The organism is Shinella sp. 838 (genome assembly GCF_029623935.1).
Taxonomy (GTDB): Bacteria; Pseudomonadota; Alphaproteobacteria; order Rhizobiales; family Rhizobiaceae; genus Shinella.
This window is the reverse complement of sequence record NZ_JARSBQ010000009.1, coordinates 212,749-238,355: the sequence shown is the minus strand read 5'-3', so window position 1 is coordinate 238,355 and position 25,607 is coordinate 212,749. Positions and strand designations below refer to the sequence as shown.

Sequence of the window (25,607 nt, the reverse complement as noted above, 5' to 3'; positions counted from 1 at the left end):
GGGTGCGCCGGATGACGCACCCTTCCGTCAATGCCGGTAGCGCTCAAAGCGCGCCGGCTTCTGCTTCCAATTCGATCAGAAGTGGCGCCTTCTTGCGCCATTCGGCGTACCAGGCATCGACTGCTGCACTGAAAAACGCCCGGTCCGCAACCACGACGGGTACATCCGTCGACTTGAGTTTTTCGAGATAGTCATTGTCGATGGAGGAATAGGCGCCGACGACTGCGTCGAGTTCTTCCGCCATCAGCTTTTCCACCACCGCGCGATCCGCTTCGGAAATGCCCTGCCATTTGCGCGCCGAACCGACCGCGATCATCGGGAACATCATGTGGTTGGACGCAAGGATTGTACCCGCATGCTCGTAATATTTCGAGTTCCAGGTGCCTTCGAAGTCGATCTGCATGCCATCGACCTGACCATTGGCAAAGGCGTCATAGAGCGCGGGCAGCGGCATCGGCGTGGGGGCGGCGCCCAGCTGCTGCCAGAAGAACAGCTCCTGTGCAAAAGGCACCGTACGTACCTTCTTGCCGGAGAGGTCGGCGGCCGAAGCGACCTTGCCGCGCATGACGATCTCGCGCATGCCGGCCATGCCCCAGCCGAAGCCCTTGAGAGCGAATTTGTCGAGGCCGGCGACGAGCTTTTCCGCCACTTTTCCCTTCAGCAGCTTCTGCGCGCCGGCGGCATCCTTGACGATATAGGGCGCCAGGAAGACACCATAGTTCGGATCCCGATTGGCAAATTCGCCGAGCGTCAGGAAGGCGAAGTCGATGGCGCCAGTCTGCAGCTGCTGCAGCATCTGTGCCTCGCTGCCGAGCTGGCCGGACGGAAAGATCGAGATGTCGACACGCCCTTCGGTCGCATCCTTGATCTTCTTTGCAAGGCTTTCAGCGCTCTTGCTCCATTGATGCGGCGGCGGCGTGATCAGGCCGAGCCGGTATTGCTCGGCGAGGGCTGGCGCCGAATGAAGACCCGCCACGATGGTTGCCACCGCGGCCAGGAATTTTGCAGCTTTCATCCGTTGTTTCCTCCCGTTTGGATGTGTTTGGAACCGGCGGTTTCCTCCGCCAGAAATGTCATCAGGCTGGCCAGCTTGTCGTCGCGGTCAGCGGCAATCGCCTCCACCGGCCGTCGGTCGTGCGCTTCCATGCCGCTTGCGAGCAGACGGCGTGCCTTCTCGTCCAGCGCAGGGGCCCCGAGGCTTTCCCACCAGCGCTCGATCTGCGGACCGAGCTGGTCGATGCACCGCGCGATGCCGCCTTCGGCGCCCGCGAGATGAAAAACCCCGGTCGGACCGACGAAGCACCAGCGCGGTGCAAGCCCGGCCGTCACCGCCCGTTCGATATCGCCGACGCTCGCAACGCCCTCGCGCGCGAGGTAAACTGCCTCCCGCCACAGGGCCGTCTGCAGGCGATTGACGAGGTGGCCGGGCATCGGCCGCGACAGTTTCAACACCGTCTTGCCCATCGCTTCATAGAATCGCTGGGCCCATTCGATCGTGGTCGCAGAAGTTTCCAAACCACCGCAGAGCTCCACCACCGGCATCAGGTAGGGGGGATTGCAGGGATGGGCGATCAGCAAGCGCTCCGGCCGGGCCAATCCTTCGGCCATCTGGTCCGGATCGAGCCCGGACGATGAAGAGGCGATGATCGTATCGGGGTGCAAAAAGGGTTCGAGTGCTTGCAGGGCTTCAATCTTCAACGCCATCCGCTCCGGTAGGCATTCCTGCACCAGCTCCGGTTTCGCCCCCGCCGTTGCGGCCGTTGTGCTCCATCGTGGGGGTACGGCGGCAGGAGAGAGCTGCCCGAGCCGTTCCACAACGGGTCGGCCCGTGCTCCAGGTGGCCGCGAGACGATCTTCAGTCGCCGGATCGGGATCGATCACCACGGTCTTGTGGCCTGCCCCCGCAAAGGCGACTGCCCATCCGCAGCCGATGAGGCCGCCGCCCAGGATCCAGACATTCGCCATCACAGCAGCTCCTTCAGGCCGATGGAGAGCATCGGGAAGAACACCAGAAGAGCGAGAACGACGAGCACTGCGGCGAAGAACGGCAGAAGGAGAACGGAAAGGCGCTCCGCCCGCACATTGCCCATCAGCGAGGCGACGAACAGTCCGGTTCCCACCGGAGGTGTCAGGAGACCCAGCGTCAGGTTGAGGCAGACGATGATGCCGAAATGGAACGGGTCGATGCCATAGACATTGGTCGCGACCGGCAGGAAGACGGGCACGATCAGGATGATCGCCGGAATGGGATCCGTGATCATGCCGACCACCAGAAGCAGGGCGCAGAGCAGCAGGAGGAAGATCGTCGGCGAGGAGGTCATCGCCTGCATGGATTCGGCGACCATCGCCGGCAGGTTTTCAAAGGTGATGACCCAGCTGAAGACCTGTGCGGCGGCGATGAGGAAGAGAACGCTCGCCGCCCCTTTCGCGGCATTGGCGAAGGCAGGCAGGATGTCTTTGGCGTCGAGCTCGCGATAGACGAACATGCCGATGGCAATTGCCGCGAGGCTGGCAACGGCGGCCGATTCGGTCGGCGTTGCGATACCCCCCAGGATCGAACCCACGATGATGATCGGGATCAGCGCGGCCGGAAGCGCGTCCTTCACCGCGGCAAGACGGGCCCTCATCGGCATGGGCGGCGTCATCGGGAACCGATGCCGGTGACCAAGCCACGCTATGACGGCGATGAAGGCAAAGAAGATAAGGAAGCCGGGCACGATGCCTGCGATGAACAGGTCGCCGATCGGGATCTGCGCAATGACGCCGAAGATGATGAAGAGCATGGAGGGCGGGATGATCGGCGCAAGCAGGCCGCCGGCCGCCGTGATCGCCATCGACACATCCCGCGGGTACCCATTGCGCTCCATTTCTGGGACCGCGAGGCGCGACATGATGGTGATTTGCGCGACAGTGGAACCGAGGATGGAGGCCATCATCATGTTCGCGACGAGATTGACATAGGCAAGGCCGCCACGCAGCGGACGAAGCAGCGCAAGTGCCAGCCCCATCAGGCGCCGGCCGATGCCGCCGGCATTCATGAACTCGCCAAGCAGGATGAAAAGCGGAAGTGCAAGCAACCCGTAGTTCTCCAGGCCGCCGAACATCTGCTGGCCATAGGACTGGAGGAGCACCGTGTTGCCACTGGTGAAGATATAGATCATCGCAAGTGCGGCCAGCGCGAAAGCGATTGGCATGCCGACGGCGATCAGGCCGACAAAGGAAGCAGTAGCAATCATTGTGCGGTCTCCGCCGAAGCGTTGTAGCGGGCCAGAAGCGATGCGACGACGTGCAGAACCGAAGTCAGGCAGAAGATCGGGAGAACCAGCCAGAACCAGAATTTCGGAACGCCAAGCGTAATTGTCGGCTCCTGGTAGATGAAATTGAAAGCGGAGGAGGAGAAGGCATCGACTGATCCAGCGCGCCAAAGGCCGATCGGATCGAACCAGTTCCACAACTGGACGATCAGCACCGCAAGAAAGACGAGCAGCAGGCCATCGACCAGAAGCGCGAGGCGTCGGCGTGCGGCAGCTGGCATTGCATCGGGAAGCAGCGTCACCGCGATATGCTGGCGGTGGGCCAGCCCCATGGACGCGCCGACAAAGGCGACCCAGGCCATCAGCAGCACCGCCAGCTCGTCTGCCCAGATAAGGGGTAGACCGAGGGTCCGGCAAACGACATTGGCGAGCAGCAGCAGGAAGATCAGGAAGATCAACGCGCCCGCCAACCATGCTTCGCAGGCAGCGATTTTACGGCTGGCAACCATGAGCATGCCGGCGCCGAATGCCTTTGGCTGCGCCTCGAGATGGTTGACGGATGGATTGTTTTGTGACGATAGCATCGATATTCCTCCCGCAACGGATAAAATATCGATATTATTTGAAAGTCAATTTCTAAATTGATGTTTTTTAGAAAATGGAATAAATATCGAAAATCAAAAAGGGGAGCTCGCATCTTTGTCGAAAACGCAGCAGGACGTTCTGGAAACCGGGGACGAAAAGACCCAGGCGGAAAAGGCATACAGGCTCATGCGGGAAGACATCGTGTCGGGCGCGCTTGCGCCGGACATGAAGCTGAAGATTGATGTCCTGCGGGACCGCTATGATATCGGCGCGGGGCCGCTGCGTGAGGCGCTTGCGCGTCTTTCCGGGGAGTATCTGGTGACCCTGCTTGGCCAGCGCGGTTTCGTCGTCGCGCCGATGTCCGTGTCGGATGCGCGGGAAATCGGGCACCTGCGCAAGATCTTCGAGGCGGACGCCCTCTCCCAGTCCATTCCCAAGGGGGACCGGCTGTGGGAGGAGAAGGTCATTACCACCTACCACCGCCTCGAACGGATCGAACTTTCCGACAATCAGGGTGCAGACCGCCTGAAGGACTGGGAGCGACTGAACAACGACTTTCACGAAGCGCTGGTGGCAGCCTGTCCCTCGACCTGGGTGCTGCGCATGCGCGAAATGATGTTCCGCCACCACGAACGGTATCGGCGTCTTTCACGCATCAAGACGGTGTTCACACGCGACATCCATCTGGAGCACCGCGCCCTCCTCGATGCTGCGCTCGACCGGGATACAGCCCGTGCCATAGATGTTATCCGCAGCCATATCGAACGCACGACCAATGCGGTGGCAGAAGCGCTGGAGCGAATGGTCGCCTGATTTTGATGTATGAACCTGGGCTTGGCGAAGCCGAGTTTTGAGGTTTCGGGACACGGTGGATCGGCCTGCCCTATCCGCCAGCCTTTCTCCTCTGCTTGAAACAAGGAGCGACTGCGAACGGAATACGAGCGCTAGGCAGACTGCAAGGTCCGGAAAATGCGATCCGATTCCCCTTCGACGGACCATGGCCTGGCCATACCGCCAAGGCTCTCAGCAACCGCAAGCCCAGCCTGTATTGCATCCTCGTGAAAGCCGGAGCCGAAGTAGGAGCCGCAGAACCAGGTATTGTCTTCACCCTGAAGTGACCAGAGTTGCTTCTGTGCCGCGAGCGTTTGGGCATTGAACAAGGGATGTTGGTACACTCCACGCCAAATGATTTTGTCTTCCGCCACGGCGTGCAGCGGGCTCAGCGTCACGAAGAACGGACGCGGATCCTCGATCCCCTGCAATCGGTTCATCCAGTAGGTCACGCAAGGTTTGCGGGGTGCTGTGCCGTCGCGCCCGGATCGCGCCAGATAGTTCCAGCTCGCCCATACGCGCCGCCGGTTTGGCATCAGGCGTTCATCCCTGTGCAGGACCGTTTCATTGTCGCCATAGGAAAAAACGCTCAAGAGCGCGGCCTCCTTTTTCGATCGGTCGGCAAGCATGCCAAGTGCCTGATCGGCATGAGCGCCAATCACGACGTGATCAAACCATTCGGGCTCCGCCCCCAGCACGGAAATTTCCACGGCACCGTTTACACGACGGATCGATTTGACCGGCGCATTGACACGGATACGCTCGCGCAAGGGCGCGGTCAGCCGCTCGAGATAGGCGCGGCTACCGCCATCCACCGTGCGCCAGACCGGCCGGCGCACGAATTTCAGAAGACCGTGGTTTTCACAGAAGCGCACGAAGGAAAGCGCCGGATAATTGCCGATCTCGAGCGCCGGCGTCGACCAGATTGCCGCCGCCATGGGATAAAGGTGATCTTCCCGAAAGGCCCGGCCGAAACCCGCGCTGTCGAGATAGTCGTTGAGACTTGCGGCTGGATCAAGATTTCTCACGCCGCTCGGTGCATGTCGATAAAAGCGCACGAGGTCGCGCAGCATCGACCAGAAACGCGGGCTTGCGAGATTGCTGCGCTGGGCAAACAGACCTGCAAGGTTTGTTGCCGCATATTCCAGCTGACCGCCATCCATCGAAACGGAAAAGGACATGTCCGACGCCTTGGTCGGGACGCCGAGATGCGCAAACAACGCTGTCAGGTTGGGATAGGTCGCCTCGTTATAGACAATAAATCCCGTATCGACAGGAGCGCCGCCCGCTTGCACGGTGTGAGAATGCCCCCCGATGCGGTTGTCCGCCTCGAAAACGGTCACGTCATGACGTTGTGCTAGAAGCCATCCAGCCGAAAGGCCGGCGATACCCGTGCCGACGACGGCGATTTTCAGGGGCCGGTCCGATGTGGGAAAATGGCGCATATCGATCCTTTTGCGGCACTCGAAATCACAGGAAGCAATTAGTACCCTTTACGGGCGCGGGCCTCTGGCGGATCACTTTGGAAGGCCTATTTCGATACATGTGATCCGTCTCGGAGAACGCCGCGTAGAAGGAGGCATGAATGAAGCTTCAAGCCCTATCGAGATTGAGCACAAACCAAGCGTGCCGACAGGCCGGCGGCTTGCCGTCGTGAGGTCAAAGGAAGCACAAGACACACCTTCGCCCGATGCTCTCGCCGAGATGGTTGGGCAGGTCGCTCACGGCCGTGACCGTCAGGCCTTCGCGCTGCTTTTTGGCTATTTCGGGCCGAAGCTTAAGACCTTCTTTCTTCGCTGGTCTCTCTCGTCCGTCGTTGCGGAAGACCTCGTGCAGGAGACGATGCTGAATGTCTGGCGCAAGGCCTCCTATTTCGATCCTGAGCGAGCGGGTGTCGCGACATGGGTCTTCACCATCGCACGCAACATCCGCATCGATCACTTGCGCAGGCAGCGGGATCCCTCGATCTTGCCGCCCGACCCGGAGGGTGGGCCGCAAACGCTCGAGGACGACCTGCTCGGGGCGGAACGGGACGAGCGGGTGCGCCATGCGCTCACCGCGCTCTCGATGGAACAGCAGACGATCATCCGTCTCTCCTATTTCGGCGAGAAATCGCAAACCGAAATCGCCGATGAGCTGGGTATTCCCCTGGGGACCGTGAAATCTAGAACACGTCTGGCCATGAACCGCTTGCGCGCGCTGCTGGAAGACCAAACATGACCATCACACATCACGCAAAAGACGAAACATTGATGCATTATGCCGCCGGCACGCTTGCTGCAGGCCCCGCCATCGTCGTCGAAGCGCATCTGGCAAGCTGCCTTGTCTGCCGCACCCGGGTCGGCGAATACGAGGCGCTCGGTGGCGCTCTTTTGGAAACGGCTGAATCCACGCCGCTTTCGGCAACGGCACTGAACGATGTGCTTGCAATGCTCGACGAAGAGGAGGGCGTGTCGCCCGTCGCCACGGCGCCTCTGGTGCCGGTGGAGATAGAGGGCGTTCCCTTGCCGGAGGCCTTGCGCGGCTGCGATGTCGGGCACTGGCGCTGGATCGGCCCGGGCATGAAGATGAGTCGTGTCGGTGTGCCGCAAGATCCGGATGCCAATCTCATTCTGCTCAAGGTGGCGCCTGGCCGGGCGTTGCCCGATCACGGACATGTCGGCACCGAATTGACCTATATCGTCTCAGGCTCGTTCTCCGACCGGTTCGGCACGTTTCGCCCCGGAGATCTGGCGGAAATGGACGAGGAGGCCGAACACCAGCCTGTTGTCGACAAGGACGGCTATTGCATTTGCCTTGCCGCCATGGAGGGCAAGATGCGCTTCAAGAACGTCATCGGCCGCATGCTGCAGCCGCTCTTCGGCATCTGAGCCATGACGGCGGCGGCGCTTTCCATCCTCCTGGCGGCCGCTGTCTCCCTCGCAATGACCGCGGTGTGGCTCACCGTGGTCAAGGGTGCGGTATCCGGCTGGGTCGACGCGGTTTGGTCCTTTCTTGTCGGTGCTGCCGGTATGGTCGCGGCGCTCACGCATGTCGACGGCTGGGATGGCGATTACCGGCGGCGCCTCCTCGTCGCAACCATCGCGGGGGTCTGGTCCTGTCGCCTCGGCATTCATATCCTGCGACGCACGCTGCACGGCGGGGAGGACCCGCGCTATGCCAGCTTACGCGAGCAATGGGAGGAAAGCTGGCGTTCGCGCCTCTTCCTGTTCCTTCAAGTCCAGGCAGCGGCTGCGCTCCTCCTGACTGCGACGATTTTCATTGCCGCTCGAAACCCTGCCAACGGTCTTCACTGGAGCGATGCTGCCGGTATTGCAATTCTCGTCATAGCCGTGATCGGAGAAGGTGTCGCCGATACGCAGCTGGCGCAGTTCCGCAGTAAAGCTGCAAACACGGGAAAGGTCTGCGATCATGGCCTCTGGAGCCTTTCGCGTCATCCGAACTACTTTTTCCAGTGGCTTGGATGGGCAGGCTACGCGGTCATCGCCATCGGTCCCGCGGGCGTCTGGGGCTGGGGCTGGACGGCACTTGCGGGGCCCGCCTTCATGTACTGGCTGCTCGTCCATGTCTCGGGGATTCCGCCGCTTGAGGCCCATATGATGCGCTCGCGTGGCGTCGCCTTTGCTGCCTATGTCGAACGTGTCAATGCCTTCTGGCTTGGCCCCCAAAAGAAGGGAAGGACGACATGAACCTTGCCGTTGCCGCCATCACTGCCGCCGAGCGCCTGCCACTGCCCGATCACGCAGTGCGCTTTGGCATCAACCGGCTTGTAAGCCGCACGCGCCGCCTGCTGGCGCAGGATGGAGGCCCGACCGACCGCGAATTTGCGCGATCAATGACTGAATGGCCGATTGCCGTTCACACCGATGAAGTGAACGCCCAGCACTACGAGCTTCCGGCGGCGTTCTTTTCGCTGACGCTCGGTCCGCGCCGCAAGTATTCCTCCTGTCTTTATGCCTCACCCGGCACCACGCTTGCGGAGGCCGAGATTGCGGCGCTGGACGAATCCTGCGCCCATGCAGACCTTGCGGATGGTCAGGACATTCTGGAGCTCGGTTGCGGCTGGGGCTCCCTCTCCCTGTTCATGGCCGAGCGCTACCCGGCTGCACGTATCGTCAGCGTGTCGAATTCATCGTCGCAGCGCGCCTTTATCGAGAGAGAAGCTGAGCGGTGCGGCCTGCGAAATCTGACCGTCATCACCGCCGACATGAACAGTTTTTCCCCTGGCAGCAGGTTTGACCGGATCGTCTCGGTGGAGATGTTCGAACATATGTCCAACTGGCAGATGCTTCTCGAGCGGGCAAGCAGCTGGATCCGCCCGGACGGGCGGCTCTTCCTGCACGTCTTCTCCCATCGCAAAACCGCCTACCGCTTCGACCACGCCGACAAGGCGGACTGGATCGCCCAGTATTTCTTCACAGGCGGTGTCATGCCGAGCCACGGTCTGGTGCGGGAGTTCAGCGACAGCTTCACCGTCGAAAGGGACTGGCGCTGGAACGGCAAGCACTACGAACGCACGGCGCTTGGCTGGCTCGACAATTTCGACCGCAACCGAGAGGCCATCCGCACCATCTTCAATGCGACTTATGGGCAGGAGGCGGCGCTCTGGATACGCCGATGGCGGATGTTCTTTCTCGCAACCGCCGGGCTTTTCGGCCATGCCGGCGGCGAAGAATGGGGCGTCAGTCACTACCGCCTCCGACCCGCTGGCGCGGGGCCATGATCTCCCTGTTCCCTGCTCTGATCAAGACGGTACAGGCTTACGCCCGCCATCCGGATCCGCGTGTCGCTGCGGCAAATGTGATCGCACTGCTCGTCGCCTCGAACCAGCCTTTCTATCCGCTCTATCTTTTCTGGCTTGTAAGCCCCGACATCACCCCCGCCTGGTTCACGTTCCTGTCGACACCGTTCTTTCTCGCCGTACCGGCCATCGCCCGATGGAACACCGTCGCCAGCCGAGGACTTCTGCCTCTGGCGGGTATAGGAAATACTGTGCTCTCGACATGGCTGTTCGGCGCAGCATCGGCGGTCGAGATCTTTCTTGTTCCCTGCGGGGTGCTTGCCCTCTTGCTGTTCCGCCCGGGCGAGCGCTGGGCAGGCCTGGCGCTCACCGCCCTCGCCTTTGGCGTCTTCCTGGGGTTACCCGACGCCTATGGACCACCCCTTGCACGGTACGACGCCGCCGAATATGCCGCGCTGGCGCGGCTCAACGTCATCAGCGCAGGCGCACTTACCGCTTTCGTCGCCCTCATGTTCTCCGGCCTCCTGGCGCAGGCCGAACAATCAACCGACGCGGCTGGCGACAAAAAAGCCCGCTGATGCGCCGACAGCGGTCACGAAGGCACCCCAGGGGATGTCGGCGAGGGTGATGGAAAGCGGCCAGTCCTTCAAGGTCGCCTGGTTGGTAAGGTCATAGGTCGCATAGGCCACGAGCCCAAGCACTGCACCGTTCAGCGCAGCCCTGCCGAGGCCACCGCTCTCGAGAGCCGGCAAGACGGCGAAGAACACAATGCCGGCGACATAGATCAGGTAGAAGGCGATCGCCGGGATCAGATGAAACTGCGGTACGAGCTTGTCGCCCAGAAGCGGCCGATAGAGCACGTCTGCCATCGTCGAAAGCCAGATGGCATCGACGATCAGAAAGACGATGCCGGTTGCCAAATAGGCTGCGATAGCGGTTTTCATGCCGATGTCTCCGATGATGTACCCGGCATTCTCTACGATTTTCTCGCCATGACGGATCACCTTGAGTGAACCGATCGGCCCGCCGGTGCGTATTTCACCAAAAGCGACGAGGATGGACCGATGAGGCTAGCCATTCTGGCTGCATACGCCGCGGTGATATCAACTGCCACCGCCTCCTACGCACAGCAATCCGCCGATCCGAGCGGTGTCTGGCTACGGGACGACGGGAACGCGCGCGTGCGCATCGCACCTTGTGGCAGTAACATCTGCGCCACCAATCTTTGGATCCGTGATACCAGCAAGGGAGAGGAAGCCGGCGACCGCCTGGTCATGTCGCTTGAGCCCAAATCGCCCGACACGCTGGCCGGCACCGCCTACGACGCCAAACGCGACCGCACCTATTCGATCACCGTTCAGGTTTCGGACAGGTCCCTTCTTACGCGCGGCTGCATTCTGGGCGGTGTGTTGTGCAGGAATGTCCACTGGCAGCTGGCGCGGTGAGGGTTTCGGCAAGGGGTAAGGCATGAGGGAAGCCCGCATCACCAGCATGGCAGAAAACGGCCCGCCGCCTCCAGCTGCTGGCACGCTCTATCTCGGGAAGGTCATGCAACCAGAGGCTCAATCCCTTTGGCCACCGTTTCAGCTACAGCGTTTTCTCCTTGCTGGTGGATATCGACCGCCTTGGCGAGCTTGCCGAACTCACCCGCCTGCTCTCGGTCAACCGGGCCGGTATCCTGTCGGTCCACGAGCGAGATCATGTCGAAGAGGAGGACGAAACGCTGCGCCGGTTCGCTGACCGTCTGCTGGCGCATGCCGGGCTTGAAAGGCCTGCCGCGCGCATCCTTCTGCTCGCCTATCCGCGCATGTTCGGCTACGTTTTCAACCCGCTCTCGACCTACTTCGCCTATGATGAAGAAGATCGGCTGGTCGCGCTCATCTACGCGGTGCGCAACACCTTCGGCGAGCGGCACAGCTATGTGGCGCCGGTACTTGCGGGGGAAGGGAGCGCTGCCGGCATCCGCCAGACACGGACGAAGATCTTTCACGTCTCGCCCTTCATGGACATGGGGTTGCGTTACCATTTCCGCATCCTGCCGCCGGGCAAAACGGTTCGCGTGCGCATCCATGAGACCGCCGGCAAGGAGCCCGTGCTGGCCGCCACGTTCAACGCGGATGCTGCGCCGTTGACCGACGCCAACCTCGCCCGCTGCCTCCTGCGTTTTCCTTTCATGACTCTGAAGGTGATCGCCGGCATCCATTGGGAGGCGCTCAAGCTCTGGCTGAAGGGCGCGCGATTCCGCTCCAGCCCACCTGCACCCGAAGCCGCAAGCTATCGGGACACTGCCTGACCTGTCTTCGGCCTGCCAGCGCTCGCGGCCCGCGACATCCGCTGCAGCAGGCAGACACCATATCGCCACGAGAAAGCGCTCTATAGACGATGTCGCAAGGTAGAGGACCTGTTGTCCAGCTCAGCGACTGGCGGCGCATTGCAACGCGATACGGCCGATGTGTCCATATATTTCTCTCGGCAATCTGCACCGCAGCACCGGTCATCTTATGGTGTCAATCAATGAGACCTGCGTCTGGCCGGCGCGGGGAACCGCATACAGAGGCGATGACCTAGCGGGTGACACGTGTCATTCAGGCTTCATGCGAGCAATTCGCAGACTTTTATCTCAAAAAAAACAATGCCTGCATTGCACCTCCTCAGGAATCTTCAGCGGGCAGAACAACCATTTTCCGCGGAGTCCGATACCGAGGGCGCAAGAAACCCGACGACCGCCGCGTTGGTGGCCTGGATGTCTGATCGACGGCTTACGGATTGCCGGACGTGGTGGCGGAGAAAGCGCCAGGCTTGAAATGGACGACGTCGAGGATGTGCTTCTCCATGAGGATCGCAGCCTCTTCCATCCGGCCCTCCAGCACGAGGTCGATCATGGCGACGTGCTCCCGATAGAAGCTGCGAACGCGCTCCAGGTCCTGGTAGCTGCGATAATCGACGAGGCGCCGCGTGCGGCTTTGCTGCTGGATGGCCTGCAGGATGAAGCGGTTGCCCGAGAGTTCGGCGAGCAGTTCGTGAAAGCGCACGCTGGCGGCAAAGATATCCGAGGGGCGTGTCCTGTCGCTGAGGTTTTGCAGGAGATGCGTCTGCTCCTTCTTGCACGCCAGAAGCCGCTTGCGATCAATGCGAAAGGTCGGTTGCCGCAATCCCGCGGGCTCCAGGATCAGGCGAAAGTGCTGGCTCTCGTCGCTGGCGCCAAGCGTGCGCAGCAGATCCTCGAACTGCCAGCCATAGCCCGGATTGGCGCGAATGATGCCTTCAGCCTGCAGGCGCGCCAGCGCTTCCACCAGTGCAGGGCGGTCGGCATTGTACCGCCGCAGGAGATGGGCTTCGCTCACCTTCCCCTCCAGCCGGCCTCCGAGATAATCGCCGATCATGCCTTCGTAGATGAGGTCGCTTTGTCGCTCCTGCCTGATTTCCGGTGCTTGCATCCTCGAAACATCGGCGGTGAGGAAGTAGCCGCGATTGGCGATGCGTTCGACATGGCCGCGGCGCTTCAAGAGGTTGAGTGCCCCGCGAACCGGCGTGCGCGATACGCCGAATTCCGCAGACAAGGCCGCCTCGGTCAGATGCGCCCCGACAGGCAGTCTTGAGCCATGGGCGAAGGCGAGAATCCTGTCGGCGATATCCAGTTCGAGTGCGGTCGCGGTTTCGGTAACATCGGGTTCATCGGGCATGTGCTGTTTTATGCGCACCTGCCCGTCTGTTTCAAGCGTTGCGCCGCCGGGCGGCCACGGCAATCGGTCTGCATCAACTACGAATCGGGCCGGTGGCGCCCGGGGCGCAAGGTTATGCGCTCCATGGTTTCTGCCACGGCGCGGGCCTGTTTATCGTCGGAGGTGGCCAAACCTTCGATGACGGCAACGACATCGGTCCGGCGCTTGTCCTGGCTCATCTTGTGGGCGGCCTCGATCGACGTTACGGCAATCGAAAACGAGGCCGTCCCCTTCGAATACATCTTCACCGTTTCGGGACTGATATCGCCGAGGCGCCAGCCTTGGCCAAGCCGCGCCTCGAAATGTTCGACGGTTCGCAGAAGTACACGGTCGTTTTCCGCCGCGTCCGGAGCGTGGCGCAAATGGCCACGCAGCTGCACGGCGGAGTAGTTCCAGGTCGGAACATCCTCCTCCGCCCGGTAGTGACCCGGCGATACATAGGCGTCCGGCCCTCGGAACAGGAGGAGCACCGCATCCCCGTCCATGATGCTGCGCCAATGGGGATTGGCCCTCGCCATATGGCCGATAAGGGTTTGCCCTGACGGATCGTCGGGATCGAAGAGCGCAGGAAGAGCCGTCGCCTGCAAGCCCGCCGAAGGACTGTGCGACACAAGAGTGGCCAATCCGTATCGGCCGATCAGGTCTCGGATTTCCCGCTCGTCGGCCTCGCCGAAGCTGGTGGAAGTGAACATCGTGGCCCTTGCATAAATTGTATTTATAGATAAGAAATACAATAAATGGAGGGCAATGCAATTGTTTTCTGACTACGCCAACTACGATGGACTGGGTCTTGCCGAGCTGGTTCGGACCAGGCAGGTCCATCCAAGCGAAGTGCTGGACGCGGCCTGGGACACGATCGAGAAACTGAACCCGCGCATCAACGCCATCGTTGCATCGATGCGCGGCATTGCCGAAAGGGACATCCGCCTGGGGCTCCCGGACGGACCGTTCAAAGGCGTGCCCATCGCGCTAAAGGACGAGTACCTCTTCTATTCCGGCTTTCCCTGTGATTTTTCCAGCCGGCTCGGCGAGGGTACGACGGCCCCCTATGACTCCACCCTGATCCAGCGCTACCGGGCGGCCGGCCTCCTTATCACCGCGAAATCAAACCTGCCGGAATTCGGGGCAAGCGTGACCACCGAGCCCGTCGCCAAGGGCGCCTGCAACAACCCCTGGGATCTTGGCCACACCAGCGGCGGCTCCTCCGGCGGTTCGGCCGCGGCCGTTGCGAGCGGTATGGTGCCCGTCGCCTATGCCAATGACGGCGCCGGCTCGATCCGCATACCGGCCTCCTGCACCGGCTGCTTCGGCCTCAAGCCGACACGCGGCCGTACGCCGACAGGCCCTGTCGACGGAGAATACTGGAACGGGCTTGTTGTCCAGCATGCGATTGCCCGCACCGTACGCGACAGTGCCGCCCTCCTCGACGCATCGGACGGATGGGAGCCCGGTTCGAGCCATGCCGCACCCGGTAAAACCGGTCCCTACCTCAAGGACGTCTCGACACCGCCCGGGCGGCTGCGAATTGCCGTGTCCACCATTTCACCTGCCGGTACGATGGTCGATCCATCCTGCATCGAGGCGGCGCAAAAAGCGGCCCGGCTCTGCCGGGACCTCGGACACGAGGTGGAGGAGGACGCCCCAAACTACAGCGGGCAGGAACTGGCCAGCCACATCGCAAATCTCCTCGCCATCCATCTGGCCCACGGCATCGATCAGCTTGCCGCCGCGACAGGGCGTACGGCATCGGCAAGCATTATCGAAAGCGCCCATTTCAATCTCAGCGAATACGGTCGCAGCCTGCCCGCCACGACGCTGCTCGCGGCATTGGAGTATTTCGGCTCCCTTGCCCGGCAGGTCGCGCCGTTCTTCCAGCGCTACGACCTGTGGCTGACGCCCACCCTCGGCGCACCGCCGGTAAAGCATGGGGTCATCACCGCCAACGACCCCGACTGGCGCCGCTACATTGAGCGATACTTCGCGTTTATCCCGTTTACCCCACTCGCCAACGCGGCCGGCCTGCCTTCGATGACGCTCCCGCTTCATCACGATTCGAGCGGCCTGCCCATCGGCATCATGTTTACCGGTCGCTTCGGGGCGGAGGACACCCTCTTCCGTCTGGCCGGTCAAATCGAGCAGGCAACGCCCTGGATCGGTCGCAAGCCGCCGGTCGGCGCCTGGAACCCTTGAAGAAAGCCCGCCAATGAGCAAACCATCTTTTCATCGCCTTCACCAGCACGGCGACATCGTGAAGGGCATGCAGGACATCGGCCTGTCCTTTCCCGACCTCGTGCTCGAGGGAAACCCGCAGGAGAAAGCCCACATCTTCTACGACCGACCGCTTTCGCAGGCGACGATCGGCATCTGGGAATCCGAGTCCGGCACCCTGCGCTTCGACCCCTACCCGTTCGACGAACTGTGCATCATCGTCGAAGGCGAGGTGAGCCTCGTCGACGAAAGCGGCCAACAGGACGCTTTTAAGGCCGGAGACCTGTTCATCATCGAAAAGCAGTTCCGCGGCCTGTGGGTGATGCCGCGGCGGCTGCGCAAATTTTTTGTTGAGCTCAAGACCGCATAGATCAGGCCCCACCCATTGCCGAGCGAGCGCCATGGCGCCGCTCGGCCAATTCCTGTGCCAGTCGGATGCGTTTCAGAATGGTCAGAGGTTCCGCCTGAAGAATGCGACGACTGCGGCATTCAAGCGTCTGTGAAAGGCCGCGCGATCGAAGCCCGGACCGTCGGCGCAGATGTCGTGTGCAGCATCTTTTTGCGCCTCCGTGCACGGCGCCAGGAACGAATAATGCCCCGCACCCGGTTCGATATGACGGGCGGGCGGGACAGGCAGCCCGTCCCTGACGATGAGAATATCGGGATCTAAGGGCACCAGCTCGTCCAGTTCTGCCGCCCACAACTCCACCGGCTTGTGCAGGTCACGCAGGCCATCCGGCAGGAACAGGGCCGGCAGGGCCGGTGCTGCAACGAATGCCGCCTTCAGCCGCGGATCGGGCACGACGCCAAGTGCGGCTTGTCCGAATTTCCGGCGGACGTCCTGCGCGCCGCCCAGCGCCAGGCAGGCCGCCTTGCGGGGCATCGCCTTGCATTGCGCCACGAGGCCGGACGTCTCCGGCCGTCCCCCGAGGCTGGCGAGTGCGGTGAATCCCCCCATCGAGAACCCGAAAATCCCGATCCGGCCCTGATCGACCGCCCGGCGGTCCGGCCAGGCGCCCAGCATATAGTCGATCACACGGGAGACCTGCCGAGGCCGTTCCGTCAGTTGCTCGCGTCTGGCGTAGTGGCGCGTGTCAGCATAATTGTCACCGGGATGCGTCAAGGCAACGACGACAAAGCCCGCATCGGCCAATGCCCATGCCGTGTCGTGATGACCATGCGCACTGCCGCCCGTGCCGTGCGATATGACCACCAGGGGCAACGGACCACCGTCAATCCTGCCGCTTTGCGCAATCCGTTGCTCATAGGACGCAAGCTTTTGCAGTCGTGGCTCGCCCGTCGAGGGATACCAGATAAGTATCTGCATCGTGCCACGGGACGGATCGGGGATTTCCATCTCCTGGAAACCGACGCCAGCAAGGGTCGGGGAGGACGTGAAGAGCAGGTATTGGAGGAGAAGCAAAAGCGGAAGTCTATGTATGGTCATCAAGGTTGCCCCGGTTGGAGTGACGCGAGGCACCGTGGTGTACTCCGGGCACAATCGAGACCTTGATCATGTTCGAGGTCGTCTTGGATCACGATCCGGTCAATACTCGCGTCAAACAGGATCGACCCGATGCTTTTTATCCCGCTGCCGTTTGTCGCCGCACTCCTGCTGCTTGTCCTTCTGGCGCAAATGAGTCTGCGAGAGCCCACCGCGAACCGCTCCTTTCGGTCTCTCGTCATTCTGCTTGCAGCCTTGTCTGTCTTGATCGGCATACGATGGGGCTACAGCACTGAACGACTATTACCGGTTCAGGCCTTGTTCGCTTCCGCTGTCGGCCCCCTCGCCTGGATCGGTTTTGCGGCTTTTGTCTCACGGCAGGAAAGTCAACGCGTCCGCCGCCTTTGGCCTCATGCCTTGCCAACGGCGCTGATTGGCGTGCTCGCGATCGCCAGGCCCCAGTGGCTCGACGTGGCCCTGATCGTCATCTTCGCGTGGTATGCCGTCCTTCTGGCGCGTCTTGCCTGGCGCGGTTCGGATGCGCTCGATCTGGCCCGCATCGAGGAGGCTCCTCTGGTTCACCGGGCACTGCAGGCAATGGCCGCGACGCTTCTTCTGGCGGCGATCGCGGACAGCCTGATATCGGTAAGCATTCGGTGGTTCGAGGGCGCATTTGCCGCCGTCATTGTCAGTGCCGCGACGGTCCCGCTTATCCTGCTTCTCGGGATAGGGGCGGCCATTGCCTCAAGAAACACGACACCTCCTGAAAAGGGCGAGACACCGCGGCTGGTGCCCGATTCGGATAGTGCCGTCGTCGCGACGCTCATCGCTCTGATCGAGGAGCAGCAACTCTATCGCGATCACAACCTGACGCTCCAAAGGCTTGCCCGCAAAGCCGGGATCCCTGCCCGTCTGCTGTCCCAAGCCGTGAACGGGGTTTGCGGGCGCAACCTGTCGCAATTCATAAATGATTTCCGTGTGGCCGAGGCCTGCCGGCTGCTGGAGAATGTCGACATTCCCATCACCACGCTCACCTACGATGTCGGCTTTCTCACGAAATCGAACTTCAATCGTGAGTTCCGTCGCGTAACGGGCGTGAGCCCAACCGAATGGCGAGCCCGGAGGGCATCCAGGCAGGAGCCGACACTAAAGTTTGCGAGACGGTCTTTATAGGCCGCGTCACGCGACCCTACGCCCCGTCCTCTGTTCACATGTTTGCTTGTATGGCACACCGGGGCATGGGTTTGCCGCGGGCAACGGACCGTTGACCTTGCCGATCGATCTCCGAGATTGGACGGCCGGATTTGACCGGTTCTACACATCCGCCTTTTTCGTACCGCCTCAAGGCGCAGAAGCCGTGCCCGCAGCTCCCCGCGATTTTTTACGCTGCTCAACGAAATTGAAGAAGCCTCAGGAGCGCGTTTCCGTCAACGCGACAAGGGCTGCGATGATGGCCTTTCCGCTGTAGGGTTTGCGCACGATCAGGGTGTTGGCCAGGCCTTCCGGCAATTCGGCGCCCTCCCCGTATCCAGTCGCGAAGACGAAGGGTATGCCCCTGCGGCGAAGCTCGTCGGCGACAGGAAAGGAATTGCCAGAGCCGAGGTTGATATCGAGTATCGCAAGGTCCGGAGTGCTCGCTTCGATCGCGGCCATGGCCTGACGCACCGAGCTTGCGGTCGAAACCCTGGACAGGCCTTCCTCAGAGAGCATTGCCTCAAGATCAAGGGCGATCAGGATCTGGTCTTCGACGATGAGGACTGCCGGATCCAACCCGCGAAGCGTACCTGTCTGCGCCCCCCCATTGTCCGCCATCGCCACCGCCGCTTTCGCGCTGGACACGGTGAGCTTCACATGTGGCAAGGGAATCCGGAAGCTGGCCTCAAGACCGGATGCCTCGAAGCGGACCATGCTCTCGCCGCCAAGATCGTATGGTACGCTGCGCTCGATGAGCGCACTACCGAACCCCCTGCGCAAAGGCACATCAACGAGCGGGCCGCCGCTTTCGCGCCACAAGATCTCGCAGCCTCGTCCCTCGGTCATCGTCCAGGAAATCGTCACCATACCCGTCGATACGGAAAGTGCGCCATACTTCGCAGCATTGGTCGCAAGCTCATGGAAAACCAGTGCCAGCACGGAAAATGCGCGGCTATCGAGCCAGACATCCGGTCCGGCGAGGCTGATTGTTGATGCCCGCGACCGGTACGGTTGAAGTTCGGCTTCCAGGAGATCGACGAGGATGCCGCCGCCGTCGCCACGCACCACCTGGTCGTGGGCGATCGACAGTGCCTCGATACGGCCCTGAAGGGTTGCGACATAGTCCTCCAGCGTGTTCTTGTGGTGCTGCGGGCTTGTCACCAGCGACTTGATGACTGCGAGAATGTTCTTCACGCGATGGCTGAGTTCCTGGTTCAGCATGCGCTGACGAACCTCGGACTTGCGTCGCTCGCCGGCCATCAGTTCGTTATGACGGAGCACGACTTCTACGATCGCCATCCGTGCGATCTCGGCGATCTCGCGCTCAGTGTCCGCCCAGGCCTGTGCTTGCCCCTTGACGGTCTCCTTCCAGATCGCAAAGCTCTTGCGCGGCGTCAACCGGTCGCCAAGAGGGCCTGTTTCGTAGGTTTTTTCCGGGTTTCCCGCCCAGTTCAGTGTTTGTACAAGCTCTTTACGGAAAAACACCAGGCAATCCGAACCGGTCTGAGACAGGGGAATGGCAAGGACGCCCGATACGCGGTCGCTATAGGCGGCGGCTTCAGGCAGCTTCTGTGACAGGGCGTGCGTTGCCCAGACACGGCCGTCGCTGACCGTTCGGATGAAATCCAGGACGTCGGGCACGGCTGCGTCCGGCGGGGTCGCGCCGAGGCCGGTCCACTTGCCGTCGAACATTATGCCGATGCCGTCGTTTGGCAAAAGCCGCGAGAACTCATGCAGGCTCTGGCGCAGCAGTTCGCCGACATCCTCGTGGTGGGATGACAGGATGAGGAAGCGATCGAGTGCCTCACGTGTTCCAGCGACCGCTGCCACGCGGCGGCGCTCCTTCAGCGACTTCAGGTGCAGGGAGAAGAACTCACCGAACACCTCCATTGCGACACGCTGTGCCATGGGAAGAGCGCGCGGTGAATAATGGTGGCATGCGATGAGCCCCCAGAGCATGCCATCGAGGATGATCGAAATCGACATGGACGCGCCGACCCCCATGTTGCGGAGATACTCGCAATGGATGGGAGAGACGCTGCGCAGATGCGCGAAGCTGAGGTCGAGCGGTTCCCCGGACGCATCGAGCACCGGTTCGATCGGCACGCGCGCGCCGTCTGCATCCGAAATGACGCGAATCGTGTTCTGGAGGTAGAGCGCGCGTGCCTGCTGGGGGATATCGCTCGCAGGGAAGTATTGCCCGAGGAAGCTCTCGAGATCCGCGCGCTTCGTTTCGCTCACCACCTTGCCCGAGCCGTCCTGCTCGAAGCGGTAGATCATCACGCGATCATAACCCGTCGCACCAGAAACGATACGTCCGGCGCGCTGCACGAGACGATCGACATCCGTGATATCGCTGATGCGGCCGATCATCTCGCGCGCGATATGCAGGGGCTGACCGACCGAGGGGGCAGGTTCGAACTCGATGATGACCGCGGATTTGTGATGATGGATCGCGATGTCGAACATGCGGTCGCCGCAGGCGACGTCCAGCAACAGCGCCGGCCGCGACGCCGTGTTGGTCGTCGCCAGCGCGTTGCGAAGGTCATGCAGCAGCCTATGCCCCAACACGTCCACGACACTTCGGCCTGGAAGGCTTGCCTCGCACTCAAGAATGGCAGCGGCATTTGCAGAGGCACGCTCGATGGTCGTGAGGCCGATGTCGCACGCGATGAGGCACCCGTGCGGCTGGATGCTTCCGGGAATGTGGATCGGCTCGCGATCACAGGTGTCGAGCGTAACGGGTTCAGACGGCGGCAACACGATCACTTTCAAAGCAACGCAACGCGAATGCGAAAACGGCATTGGCCGACGCAGCGGCCCGCTCGGCTTCAAAGTCCGAAACGCCATCCAACAATAAAAGGAAGGACTGCCATTGCGCTATGTCCTTTGACATAAGAGCAAGGTGCCGGGCACCGAACGTCTCGTCAAATCCGAGCGCGGCCGCGCGCTGGCGGAGCACCCGCGCGCCGAGCGTGGCCCCCTCGAGCACGTAGAGGGCGCCAAGGAGAACGCTTGTGTCACATAGGTCGAAATCCGCTCCCCTCGGTAATGCCGGTGGCAGGTCTAGGTCTGCCGCGTCAGCGGCAAGGGCGCCGGCAATGACCGTCGGTTGCCAGAGCCAGCCCGACGGCCAGACGATCCCCCCGAGTGCTGTATCCATGGCGGACCGGAATGCGCCGAGCCGTGCAATATAGCGGCGATAGTCCTGCTGCGTATGAAAATCGCCAACGGCAGCGTCGAGCCGTTCATGCGCTTGCTGTGTCCGCCTTCTAAGATCGAACCGTCGTTCACTGTGACCCAAACCGTCCTCCACGATCGGAAACGCCTACGTTCCCAATGTTCTGACCCACAGCGCTCTCATCAGAAGGGGCGAGCCCGGGCCGATACAGGCCAAGCGCGCTGAAATCGCCAGGGAAGCTAGGGCGTGCGCCCATCAGGGACAAGGGGTTACGGAAAGTTTGGAATGGGGCTCATCGCCTTTCTGTGGATTAGGCAAAGCAGAGTGCACACCGTAAATGTGGTTCGAATCCAACGTGCCGGGCGTGACGCAGCGCCTGCAGCCTCCTGCCCCTCAGATGTTGTCCGGTTTTTCCAGCGGCCGTGAATGACGCGGGCGGATCACGCGACAGCCTGCGCCCCGGTGATCTCGACGAGTGAGCCGCACATGAACGCGGCCTCGTCGGATGCAAGGAACGCAACGAGGGCGGCGACCTCCTCGGGCCTGCCGATCCGGCCGAAGGGTACGAGCCTGTCGAGATCGGCGATGGTGCGCCCGGAGCGCTTCACCCCGGCCTCCAGCATGGGCGTGTGGATCTCGCCCGGGCAGACGGCGTTGACGCGGATCTTGTCCGGCGCATAGTCGCGGGCAAGGTTCTGGGTGAAGCTCGCCACGGCCGCCTTCGTCACATTGTAGGCGATATGGTTCGGAGCCGGGTGAAGCCCCCATTGAGAGGCGGTGTTGATGATGGCACCGCCACCGGCCCCAATCATGTGGGGCAGCGCCGCCTGGCACAGGTGGAACATCGCATCGATATTGACGGCGAAGCTTAGCCGCCAGTCCTCGGGCGTCAGCGCGAGAAGATTGCCGCGCCTGTTGAGACCGGCATTGTTGCAGAGCACGTCGATGCGGCCTTCCACGGCGATGACATCGTCGACGATTGCCCTGCACCCCTCTGCGGCCGAGATGTCGCTGGCAAATGCCCGCGCCTTGCCGCCTTCGGCAGCGATCTGCGCGACCGTCGCCTTCGCACCATCGCCGTTCATGTCCGCGACGATGACCTGCGCGCCCTCTGCCGCGAACCGGGCGCTAATCGCGCCTCCGATGCCGCCGGCAGCGCCGGTGACGATGACGACTTTGTCCTTGAAACGCATCGAAATTACCTCATGTAGCTGCCGCCATTCACATCCAGCACGGCGCCGTTCAGAGAGGCCTGCGAGGGACGGAAGGCAAAGGCGGTGATCTCGCCGATTTCCTGCGGGTCGGCCATCCTGGCGATGGGAATGCCGGCCAGGGCCGCTGCCTCGCCATGCTCGGCGATGTAGGCTTCGGCCATTTCGGTACGCACCCAGCCGGGTGCCAGTGCCACCGCCGTCACCCCCTCGTGCCCATGGCTCTGCGCGATGGACTTTGTCAGGTTGATCAGGGCGGCTTTGGAAGCGCCATAGGCCATGGCGCTGGAAGAGTAGCCGCGCTGGCCGGCCCGGCTCGCCATGTTGACGATCCGCCCGCCGCCATGGGTCCGGAAATGCTGGATGGCGAGTTTCGACAGGTCGACGGCCGACAGGAAATTGACCCGCATTTCGCGCGCCCAGACCTGCTGCCATTCCTCCATCGGCGCGTCGACCGCTACTTCCGAGCGAATGCCGGCATTGTTGACGAGACCGGTCAACCGGCCGGCAACGGCCAGTGCCCGGTCCCACAGGACGTGTGGGCCGGCGGGATCCGACAGGTCGGCCGACACGCACCAACCTCTGCCATCCAGCGCTTTCACAAGCGTCTCGGCGGTATCGCGGTTGCGGCTGCAATGCACGACGACATTTGCGCCGTCCGCCACGAGAGCGTGGCAGACCGCCTGCCCGATGGCGCCTGTCGCGCCGGTGACGAGGATGTTTTGCCCAGAAAGTTTCATAGATCCCCCACCTGCAATCCCCAGGTGTCCGACAGGGCGAACCCCTGCAGGAACGGATCCTGCGGATCGAGCCGCAATTGCTGGCGGCCGAAGACATAGCCCCGGCCCGTGATGCGCGGCAGCACCGCCGGGCGGCCGCCAACGGTAACCTCACCGAGGATTTCAGCGGTGAACGTGCCGCCGATGATGCTGTGCGAAATGCGCCTGTCGCCGGTTCTCGCCAGGCCCCGCGCATGAAGGATCGCAAGGTGGGCCGAGGATCCCGTGCCGCAGGGCGAACGGTCCACCCGGCCGGGCTTCAGCGTCGTGCAGGTGAGGAGCGAACCGTCCGGCTGATGGTCGCGGAACATCACATAGGCAATCTCGTCGAAGCCGGGTATTTCCGGATGCGCCGGGGAAACCTCGTCGGCCAGCAGCGCCTTGATCTCCGTACCTGCCTCGGCGAGCGCGCGGGCCGCTTCGGGTACGATGCGCAATCCGACACGGTCGACATCGATCTGGGCATAGAAAACGCCACCAAAGGCGATATCCCCCATGATCCGGCCCCATTTCGGCGTGTCGATTGTGACATCGAGTGCGTGTACGAAGGCCGGCACGTTGTCGAGGCTGACCGACAGGCAGTGGCCGTTCTCGCAGCGCGCACGGGCAACGATCAGCCCGGCTGCCGTGTCCAGCCGCACGATCGTCTCAGGCTCCACCATCGCGATGCGCCCTGTCTCCAGCAGTGCGGTCACCACGCAAATGCAGTTGGAGCCGGACATCGGATGGGCACGGTCGGGCTGCAGCACGATAAAAGCTGCGTCGGCATCCGGCCGGGTGGGCGGCAGGACGAGGTTCGTCGTGTGTACGACCTGCGCCCGCGGTTCGCGCGTCAGGAACAGGCGCAACGACGGATCGACGACGTTCAGATGGTTCATCTTGTCGAGAATGGTGGCCCCCGGGATTTCGGGAGCGCCACCGATGAGGACGTTGCCGCTCTCGCCCTCGCAATGGACGAGCAGGATATCGAGCGTCTTGTCGAAGGTCATTTCAGATACCATGCCCAGGGTTCGTCGCTGACAAGGCGCGTGATCTGCTTTGTCTCCAGATAGTTGTCGAGGCCCCAGCGCCCGAGCTCACGGCCTATGCCGGATTGCTTGTAGCCACCCCAGGGTGCTTCGGTGAAGGTCGGCTGCGAGCAGTTGATCCAGACGATGCCAGCCCGGAAGGCACTGGCGACGCGCTCGCACCGTGCGTCGTCCGCCGACATGACGGCGGCGGCGAGGCCGAAGCGGGAATCGTTGGCAAGCTGGATCGCTTCCGCCTCGGTTTCGAAAGGCCGGATGCAGACGACCGGACCGAAGATCTCCTCCACCCAGACGTCGCTGTCGAGCGCCATGCCGGTAAGGATGGTCGGAGCGACCCAGAAACCCTTGTCGAAACCATCGTACCGGCCGCCGCAGGCGATGGTCGCGCCCTGCTCGACGGCGCGGTCGATATGGCGCAGGACATCTGCATACTGCCCCTCGTTGACAAGTGGGCCGAGCAGCGTGCCCGCATCAAGGCCGTTGCCGATCGTGATCTTCTTTGCCTCTTCGACCAGCCGCTCCAGCAGCGACAGATATAGCGGGGCTTCAACGAGGACGCGCGAGGTCGCCGAGCACACCTGGCCCTGGTTCCAGAAGATGCCGAACATGATCCATTCGACGGCTTTCTCGATATCGCTGTCGGCGAAGACGATGAAGGGCGACTTGCCGCCAAGCTCCAGGCTGATGCGTTTGATGTCCCTGGCGCTGGCAGCCATGATGCGCGAGCCGACCGGCCCTGAACCGGTGAAGGCGACCTTGTCGACCGCGGGATGATCGACCAGCGCCTGTCCGACGACGGAACCCTTGCCGGAAAGGATGTTCAGCACGCCCGCCGGAAGACCCGCAGCCTCCGCGATGACGCCGAGCTCGAGCGCCGTCAGCGAGGTGGTTTCGGCGGGTTTCAGGATCATGGTGCAGCCGGCCGCGAGCGCCGGGGCGACCTTCCACGAGGCCATCAAAAGCGGATAGTTCCAGGGAACGATGGCGACCGCGACGCCGAGCGGCTCGCGTACGGCCTTTGAGACGAAGCGTGCATCTGCCAGCTTGATCGTCTCGATCTCGCCATCCAGTTCCTCAGCAAGATCGGCGTAGAAATCAAAGCAGCCCGCAGCATCCGCGAGATCCCATTCGGACTCGGGCAGAGGCTTGCCGTTGTCCCGGGTCTCCATTCGCGCGAGTTCCGGCAGACGGTCGCGGATGCCCTGCGCGATGGCGCGAAGATAGCCGGCACGCTCCTTGCCGGAAAGACGTGGCCAGGGTCCGTTGTCGAAGGCTTCCCGGGCCGCCTTCACGGCCGCATCGGCTTCGGCAACGCCGGCGGCGGCGATGTGATGGAAGATTTCCTCTGTTGCCGGATCGATCACGGGAAGCGTGTTTCCCTCAATCGGAGCAATCCACTGTCCGTCGATGAAAAGCTTGTTCTGCATAG

The 25,607-nt window shown here is 62.2% G+C and carries 26 protein-coding genes and 1 pseudogene; 12 read left to right on the top strand and 15 right to left on the bottom strand.

Annotation, left to right across the window (positions count from 1 at the left end):
- Positions 1 to 43: 43 nt before the first annotated feature.
- Genes P9A16_RS24230 through P9A16_RS24215 form a run of 4 tightly spaced genes read right to left on the bottom strand, consistent with a single transcriptional unit; the run spans position 44 to position 3,838 of the window.
- Entirely contained in the window at positions 44 to 1,015 is a 972-nt protein-coding gene (locus P9A16_RS24230) for a TRAP transporter substrate-binding protein (RefSeq protein ID WP_278025977.1), read from the bottom strand.
- Positions 1,012 to 1,965, bottom strand: a complete 954-nt coding sequence (locus tag P9A16_RS24225) for a 3-hydroxyacyl-CoA dehydrogenase NAD-binding domain-containing protein (RefSeq protein WP_278025976.1) — start codon at positions 1,963 to 1,965, stop codon at positions 1,012 to 1,014. The genes P9A16_RS24230 and P9A16_RS24225 overlap by 4 nt, the downstream gene beginning before the upstream one ends.
- On the bottom strand, positions 1,965 to 3,236 hold the full coding sequence (locus P9A16_RS24220; RefSeq protein WP_278025975.1) for a TRAP transporter large permease: 1,272 nt from the start codon (positions 3,234 to 3,236) through the stop codon (positions 1,965 to 1,967). Before P9A16_RS24220 ends, P9A16_RS24225 begins: the two co-directional genes overlap by 1 nt.
- Complete coding sequence (locus tag P9A16_RS24215) at positions 3,233 to 3,838, bottom strand: TRAP transporter small permease (RefSeq protein ID WP_278025974.1); 606 nt, start codon at positions 3,836 to 3,838, stop codon at positions 3,233 to 3,235. Before P9A16_RS24215 ends, P9A16_RS24220 begins: the two co-directional genes overlap by 4 nt.
- Positions 3,839 to 3,953: 115 nt before the next feature.
- On the opposite strand from P9A16_RS24215, the gene P9A16_RS24210 reads away from it, so the two are divergent.
- Complete coding sequence (locus P9A16_RS24210; RefSeq protein WP_050746025.1) at positions 3,954 to 4,652, top strand: FCD domain-containing protein; 699 nt, start codon at positions 3,954 to 3,956, stop codon at positions 4,650 to 4,652.
- 131 nt (positions 4,653 to 4,783) lie between these two features.
- Here P9A16_RS24210 and P9A16_RS24205 read toward each other — a convergent pair whose 3' ends face one another.
- Positions 4,784 to 6,115: an NAD(P)/FAD-dependent oxidoreductase gene (locus P9A16_RS24205; RefSeq protein WP_278025973.1), complete on the bottom strand. Its 1,332-nt coding sequence runs from the start codon at positions 6,113 to 6,115 to the stop codon at positions 4,784 to 4,786.
- Positions 6,116 to 6,215: 100 nt separating this feature from the next.
- On the opposite strand from P9A16_RS24205, the gene P9A16_RS24200 reads away from it, so the two are divergent.
- From P9A16_RS24200 to P9A16_RS24180, 5 genes are read left to right on the top strand one after another with little or no spacing between them, the layout of a single operon-like run.
- Positions 6,216 to 6,890, top strand: coding sequence for a sigma-70 family RNA polymerase sigma factor (locus P9A16_RS24200; RefSeq protein WP_245290210.1), 675 nt, complete (start codon positions 6,216 to 6,218; stop codon positions 6,888 to 6,890).
- The gene (locus P9A16_RS24195) at positions 6,887 to 7,540 is read left to right on the top strand and encodes a ChrR family anti-sigma-E factor (protein WP_278025972.1); all 654 of its coding nucleotides are present in this window, start codon (positions 6,887 to 6,889) and stop codon (positions 7,538 to 7,540) included. Before P9A16_RS24200 ends, P9A16_RS24195 begins: the two co-directional genes overlap by 4 nt.
- 3 nt (positions 7,541 to 7,543) lie before the next feature.
- The gene (locus P9A16_RS24190; RefSeq protein WP_278025971.1) at positions 7,544 to 8,359 is read left to right on the top strand and encodes a DUF1295 domain-containing protein; all 816 of its coding nucleotides are present in this window, start codon (positions 7,544 to 7,546) and stop codon (positions 8,357 to 8,359) included.
- Positions 8,356 to 9,393 (top strand): SAM-dependent methyltransferase, encoded by a 1,038-nt coding sequence (locus tag P9A16_RS24185; protein WP_278025970.1) that lies wholly within the window; start codon positions 8,356 to 8,358, stop codon positions 9,391 to 9,393. Before P9A16_RS24190 ends, P9A16_RS24185 begins: the two co-directional genes overlap by 4 nt.
- Positions 9,390 to 9,989 carry a hypothetical protein gene (locus P9A16_RS24180; RefSeq protein WP_278025969.1) on the top strand — a complete coding sequence of 200 codons (600 nt, stop codon included), beginning with the start codon at positions 9,390 to 9,392 and terminating at the stop codon, positions 9,987 to 9,989. Before P9A16_RS24185 ends, P9A16_RS24180 begins: the two co-directional genes overlap by 4 nt.
- Here the strand turns inward: P9A16_RS24180 and P9A16_RS24175 are convergent.
- Positions 9,954 to 10,355: a DUF2177 family protein gene (locus P9A16_RS24175; RefSeq protein WP_278025968.1), complete on the bottom strand. Its 402-nt coding sequence runs from the start codon at positions 10,353 to 10,355 to the stop codon at positions 9,954 to 9,956. The genes P9A16_RS24180 and P9A16_RS24175 overlap by 36 nt on opposite strands.
- A gap of 120 nt (positions 10,356 to 10,475) precedes the next feature.
- Between P9A16_RS24175 and P9A16_RS24170 the strand changes: the two genes are divergently transcribed.
- The 3 genes and pseudogenes from P9A16_RS24170 to P9A16_RS35805 form a co-directional block, all read left to right on the top strand.
- A complete protein-coding gene (locus P9A16_RS24170) occupies positions 10,476 to 10,856 on the top strand; it encodes a DUF2147 domain-containing protein (RefSeq protein ID WP_278025967.1) in 381 nt (126 codons plus the stop codon).
- Between the two features lie 164 nt (positions 10,857 to 11,020).
- Positions 11,021 to 11,704 (top strand): DUF1365 domain-containing protein, encoded by a 684-nt coding sequence (locus P9A16_RS24165; protein ID WP_336620619.1) that lies wholly within the window; start codon positions 11,021 to 11,023, stop codon positions 11,702 to 11,704.
- A 119-nt stretch (positions 11,705 to 11,823) separates the two neighbouring features.
- Positions 11,824 to 11,916 (top strand): annotated as a pseudogene (locus P9A16_RS35805) (IS5/IS1182 family transposase); the annotation flags it as partial.
- A 254-nt stretch (positions 11,917 to 12,170) separates the two neighbouring features.
- On the opposite strand, the gene P9A16_RS24160 reads toward P9A16_RS35805, so the two are convergent.
- Complete coding sequence (locus P9A16_RS24160) at positions 12,171 to 13,094, bottom strand: GntR family transcriptional regulator (protein WP_272790808.1); 924 nt, start codon at positions 13,092 to 13,094, stop codon at positions 12,171 to 12,173.
- Positions 13,095 to 13,171: 77 nt separating this feature from the next.
- Entirely contained in the window at positions 13,172 to 13,825 is a 654-nt protein-coding gene (locus P9A16_RS24155) for an FMN-binding negative transcriptional regulator (protein ID WP_278025966.1), read from the bottom strand.
- 55 nt (positions 13,826 to 13,880) lie between these two features.
- Here P9A16_RS24155 and P9A16_RS24150 point away from each other — a divergent pair, with 55 nt between their 5' ends.
- Positions 13,881 to 15,323, top strand: a complete 1,443-nt coding sequence (locus P9A16_RS24150; protein ID WP_278025965.1) for an amidase — start codon at positions 13,881 to 13,883, stop codon at positions 15,321 to 15,323.
- A gap of 67 nt (positions 15,324 to 15,390) precedes the next feature.
- Positions 15,391 to 15,711, top strand: a complete 321-nt coding sequence (locus P9A16_RS24145) for a cupin domain-containing protein (protein ID WP_245290325.1) — start codon at positions 15,391 to 15,393, stop codon at positions 15,709 to 15,711.
- Between the two features lie 81 nt (positions 15,712 to 15,792).
- On the opposite strand, the gene P9A16_RS24140 is transcribed toward P9A16_RS24145, so the two are convergent.
- Complete coding sequence (locus tag P9A16_RS24140) at positions 15,793 to 16,788, bottom strand: alpha/beta hydrolase family protein (protein ID WP_278025999.1); 996 nt, start codon at positions 16,786 to 16,788, stop codon at positions 15,793 to 15,795.
- 129 nt (positions 16,789 to 16,917) lie between these two features.
- Between P9A16_RS24140 and P9A16_RS24135 the strand changes: the two genes are divergently transcribed.
- Positions 16,918 to 17,958 carry a helix-turn-helix domain-containing protein gene (locus P9A16_RS24135; protein WP_278025964.1) on the top strand — a complete coding sequence of 347 codons (1,041 nt, stop codon included), beginning with the start codon at positions 16,918 to 16,920 and terminating at the stop codon, positions 17,956 to 17,958.
- Between the two features lie 237 nt (positions 17,959 to 18,195).
- Here the strand turns inward: P9A16_RS24135 and P9A16_RS24130 are convergent, their stop codons facing one another.
- The 6 genes from P9A16_RS24130 to P9A16_RS24105 all read right to left on the bottom strand — a co-directional run bounded on the left by P9A16_RS24130 (position 18,196) and on the right by P9A16_RS24105 (position 25,605).
- Complete coding sequence (locus P9A16_RS24130; protein ID WP_443021693.1) at positions 18,196 to 20,784, bottom strand: HWE histidine kinase domain-containing protein; 2,589 nt, start codon at positions 20,782 to 20,784, stop codon at positions 18,196 to 18,198.
- Positions 20,726 to 21,283: a biliverdin-producing heme oxygenase gene (locus P9A16_RS24125; protein WP_278025963.1), complete on the bottom strand. Its 558-nt coding sequence runs from the start codon at positions 21,281 to 21,283 to the stop codon at positions 20,726 to 20,728. The genes P9A16_RS24130 and P9A16_RS24125 overlap by 59 nt, the downstream gene beginning before the upstream one ends.
- Positions 21,284 to 21,600: 317 nt before the next feature.
- Positions 21,601 to 22,353, bottom strand: coding sequence for an SDR family NAD(P)-dependent oxidoreductase (locus tag P9A16_RS24120; protein ID WP_278025962.1), 753 nt, complete (start codon positions 22,351 to 22,353; stop codon positions 21,601 to 21,603).
- A 5-nt stretch (positions 22,354 to 22,358) separates the two neighbouring features.
- On the bottom strand, positions 22,359 to 23,111 hold the full coding sequence (locus P9A16_RS24115; RefSeq protein WP_278025961.1) for an SDR family NAD(P)-dependent oxidoreductase: 753 nt from the start codon (positions 23,109 to 23,111) through the stop codon (positions 22,359 to 22,361).
- Positions 23,108 to 24,139: a proline racemase family protein gene (locus P9A16_RS24110; RefSeq protein WP_278025997.1), complete on the bottom strand. Its 1,032-nt coding sequence runs from the start codon at positions 24,137 to 24,139 to the stop codon at positions 23,108 to 23,110. Before P9A16_RS24110 ends, P9A16_RS24115 begins: the two co-directional genes overlap by 4 nt.
- Complete coding sequence (locus P9A16_RS24105; RefSeq protein WP_023512444.1) at positions 24,136 to 25,605, bottom strand: aldehyde dehydrogenase family protein; 1,470 nt, start codon at positions 25,603 to 25,605, stop codon at positions 24,136 to 24,138. The genes P9A16_RS24110 and P9A16_RS24105 overlap by 4 nt, the downstream gene beginning before the upstream one ends.
- Between the last annotated feature and the right edge of the window lie 2 nt (positions 25,606 to 25,607).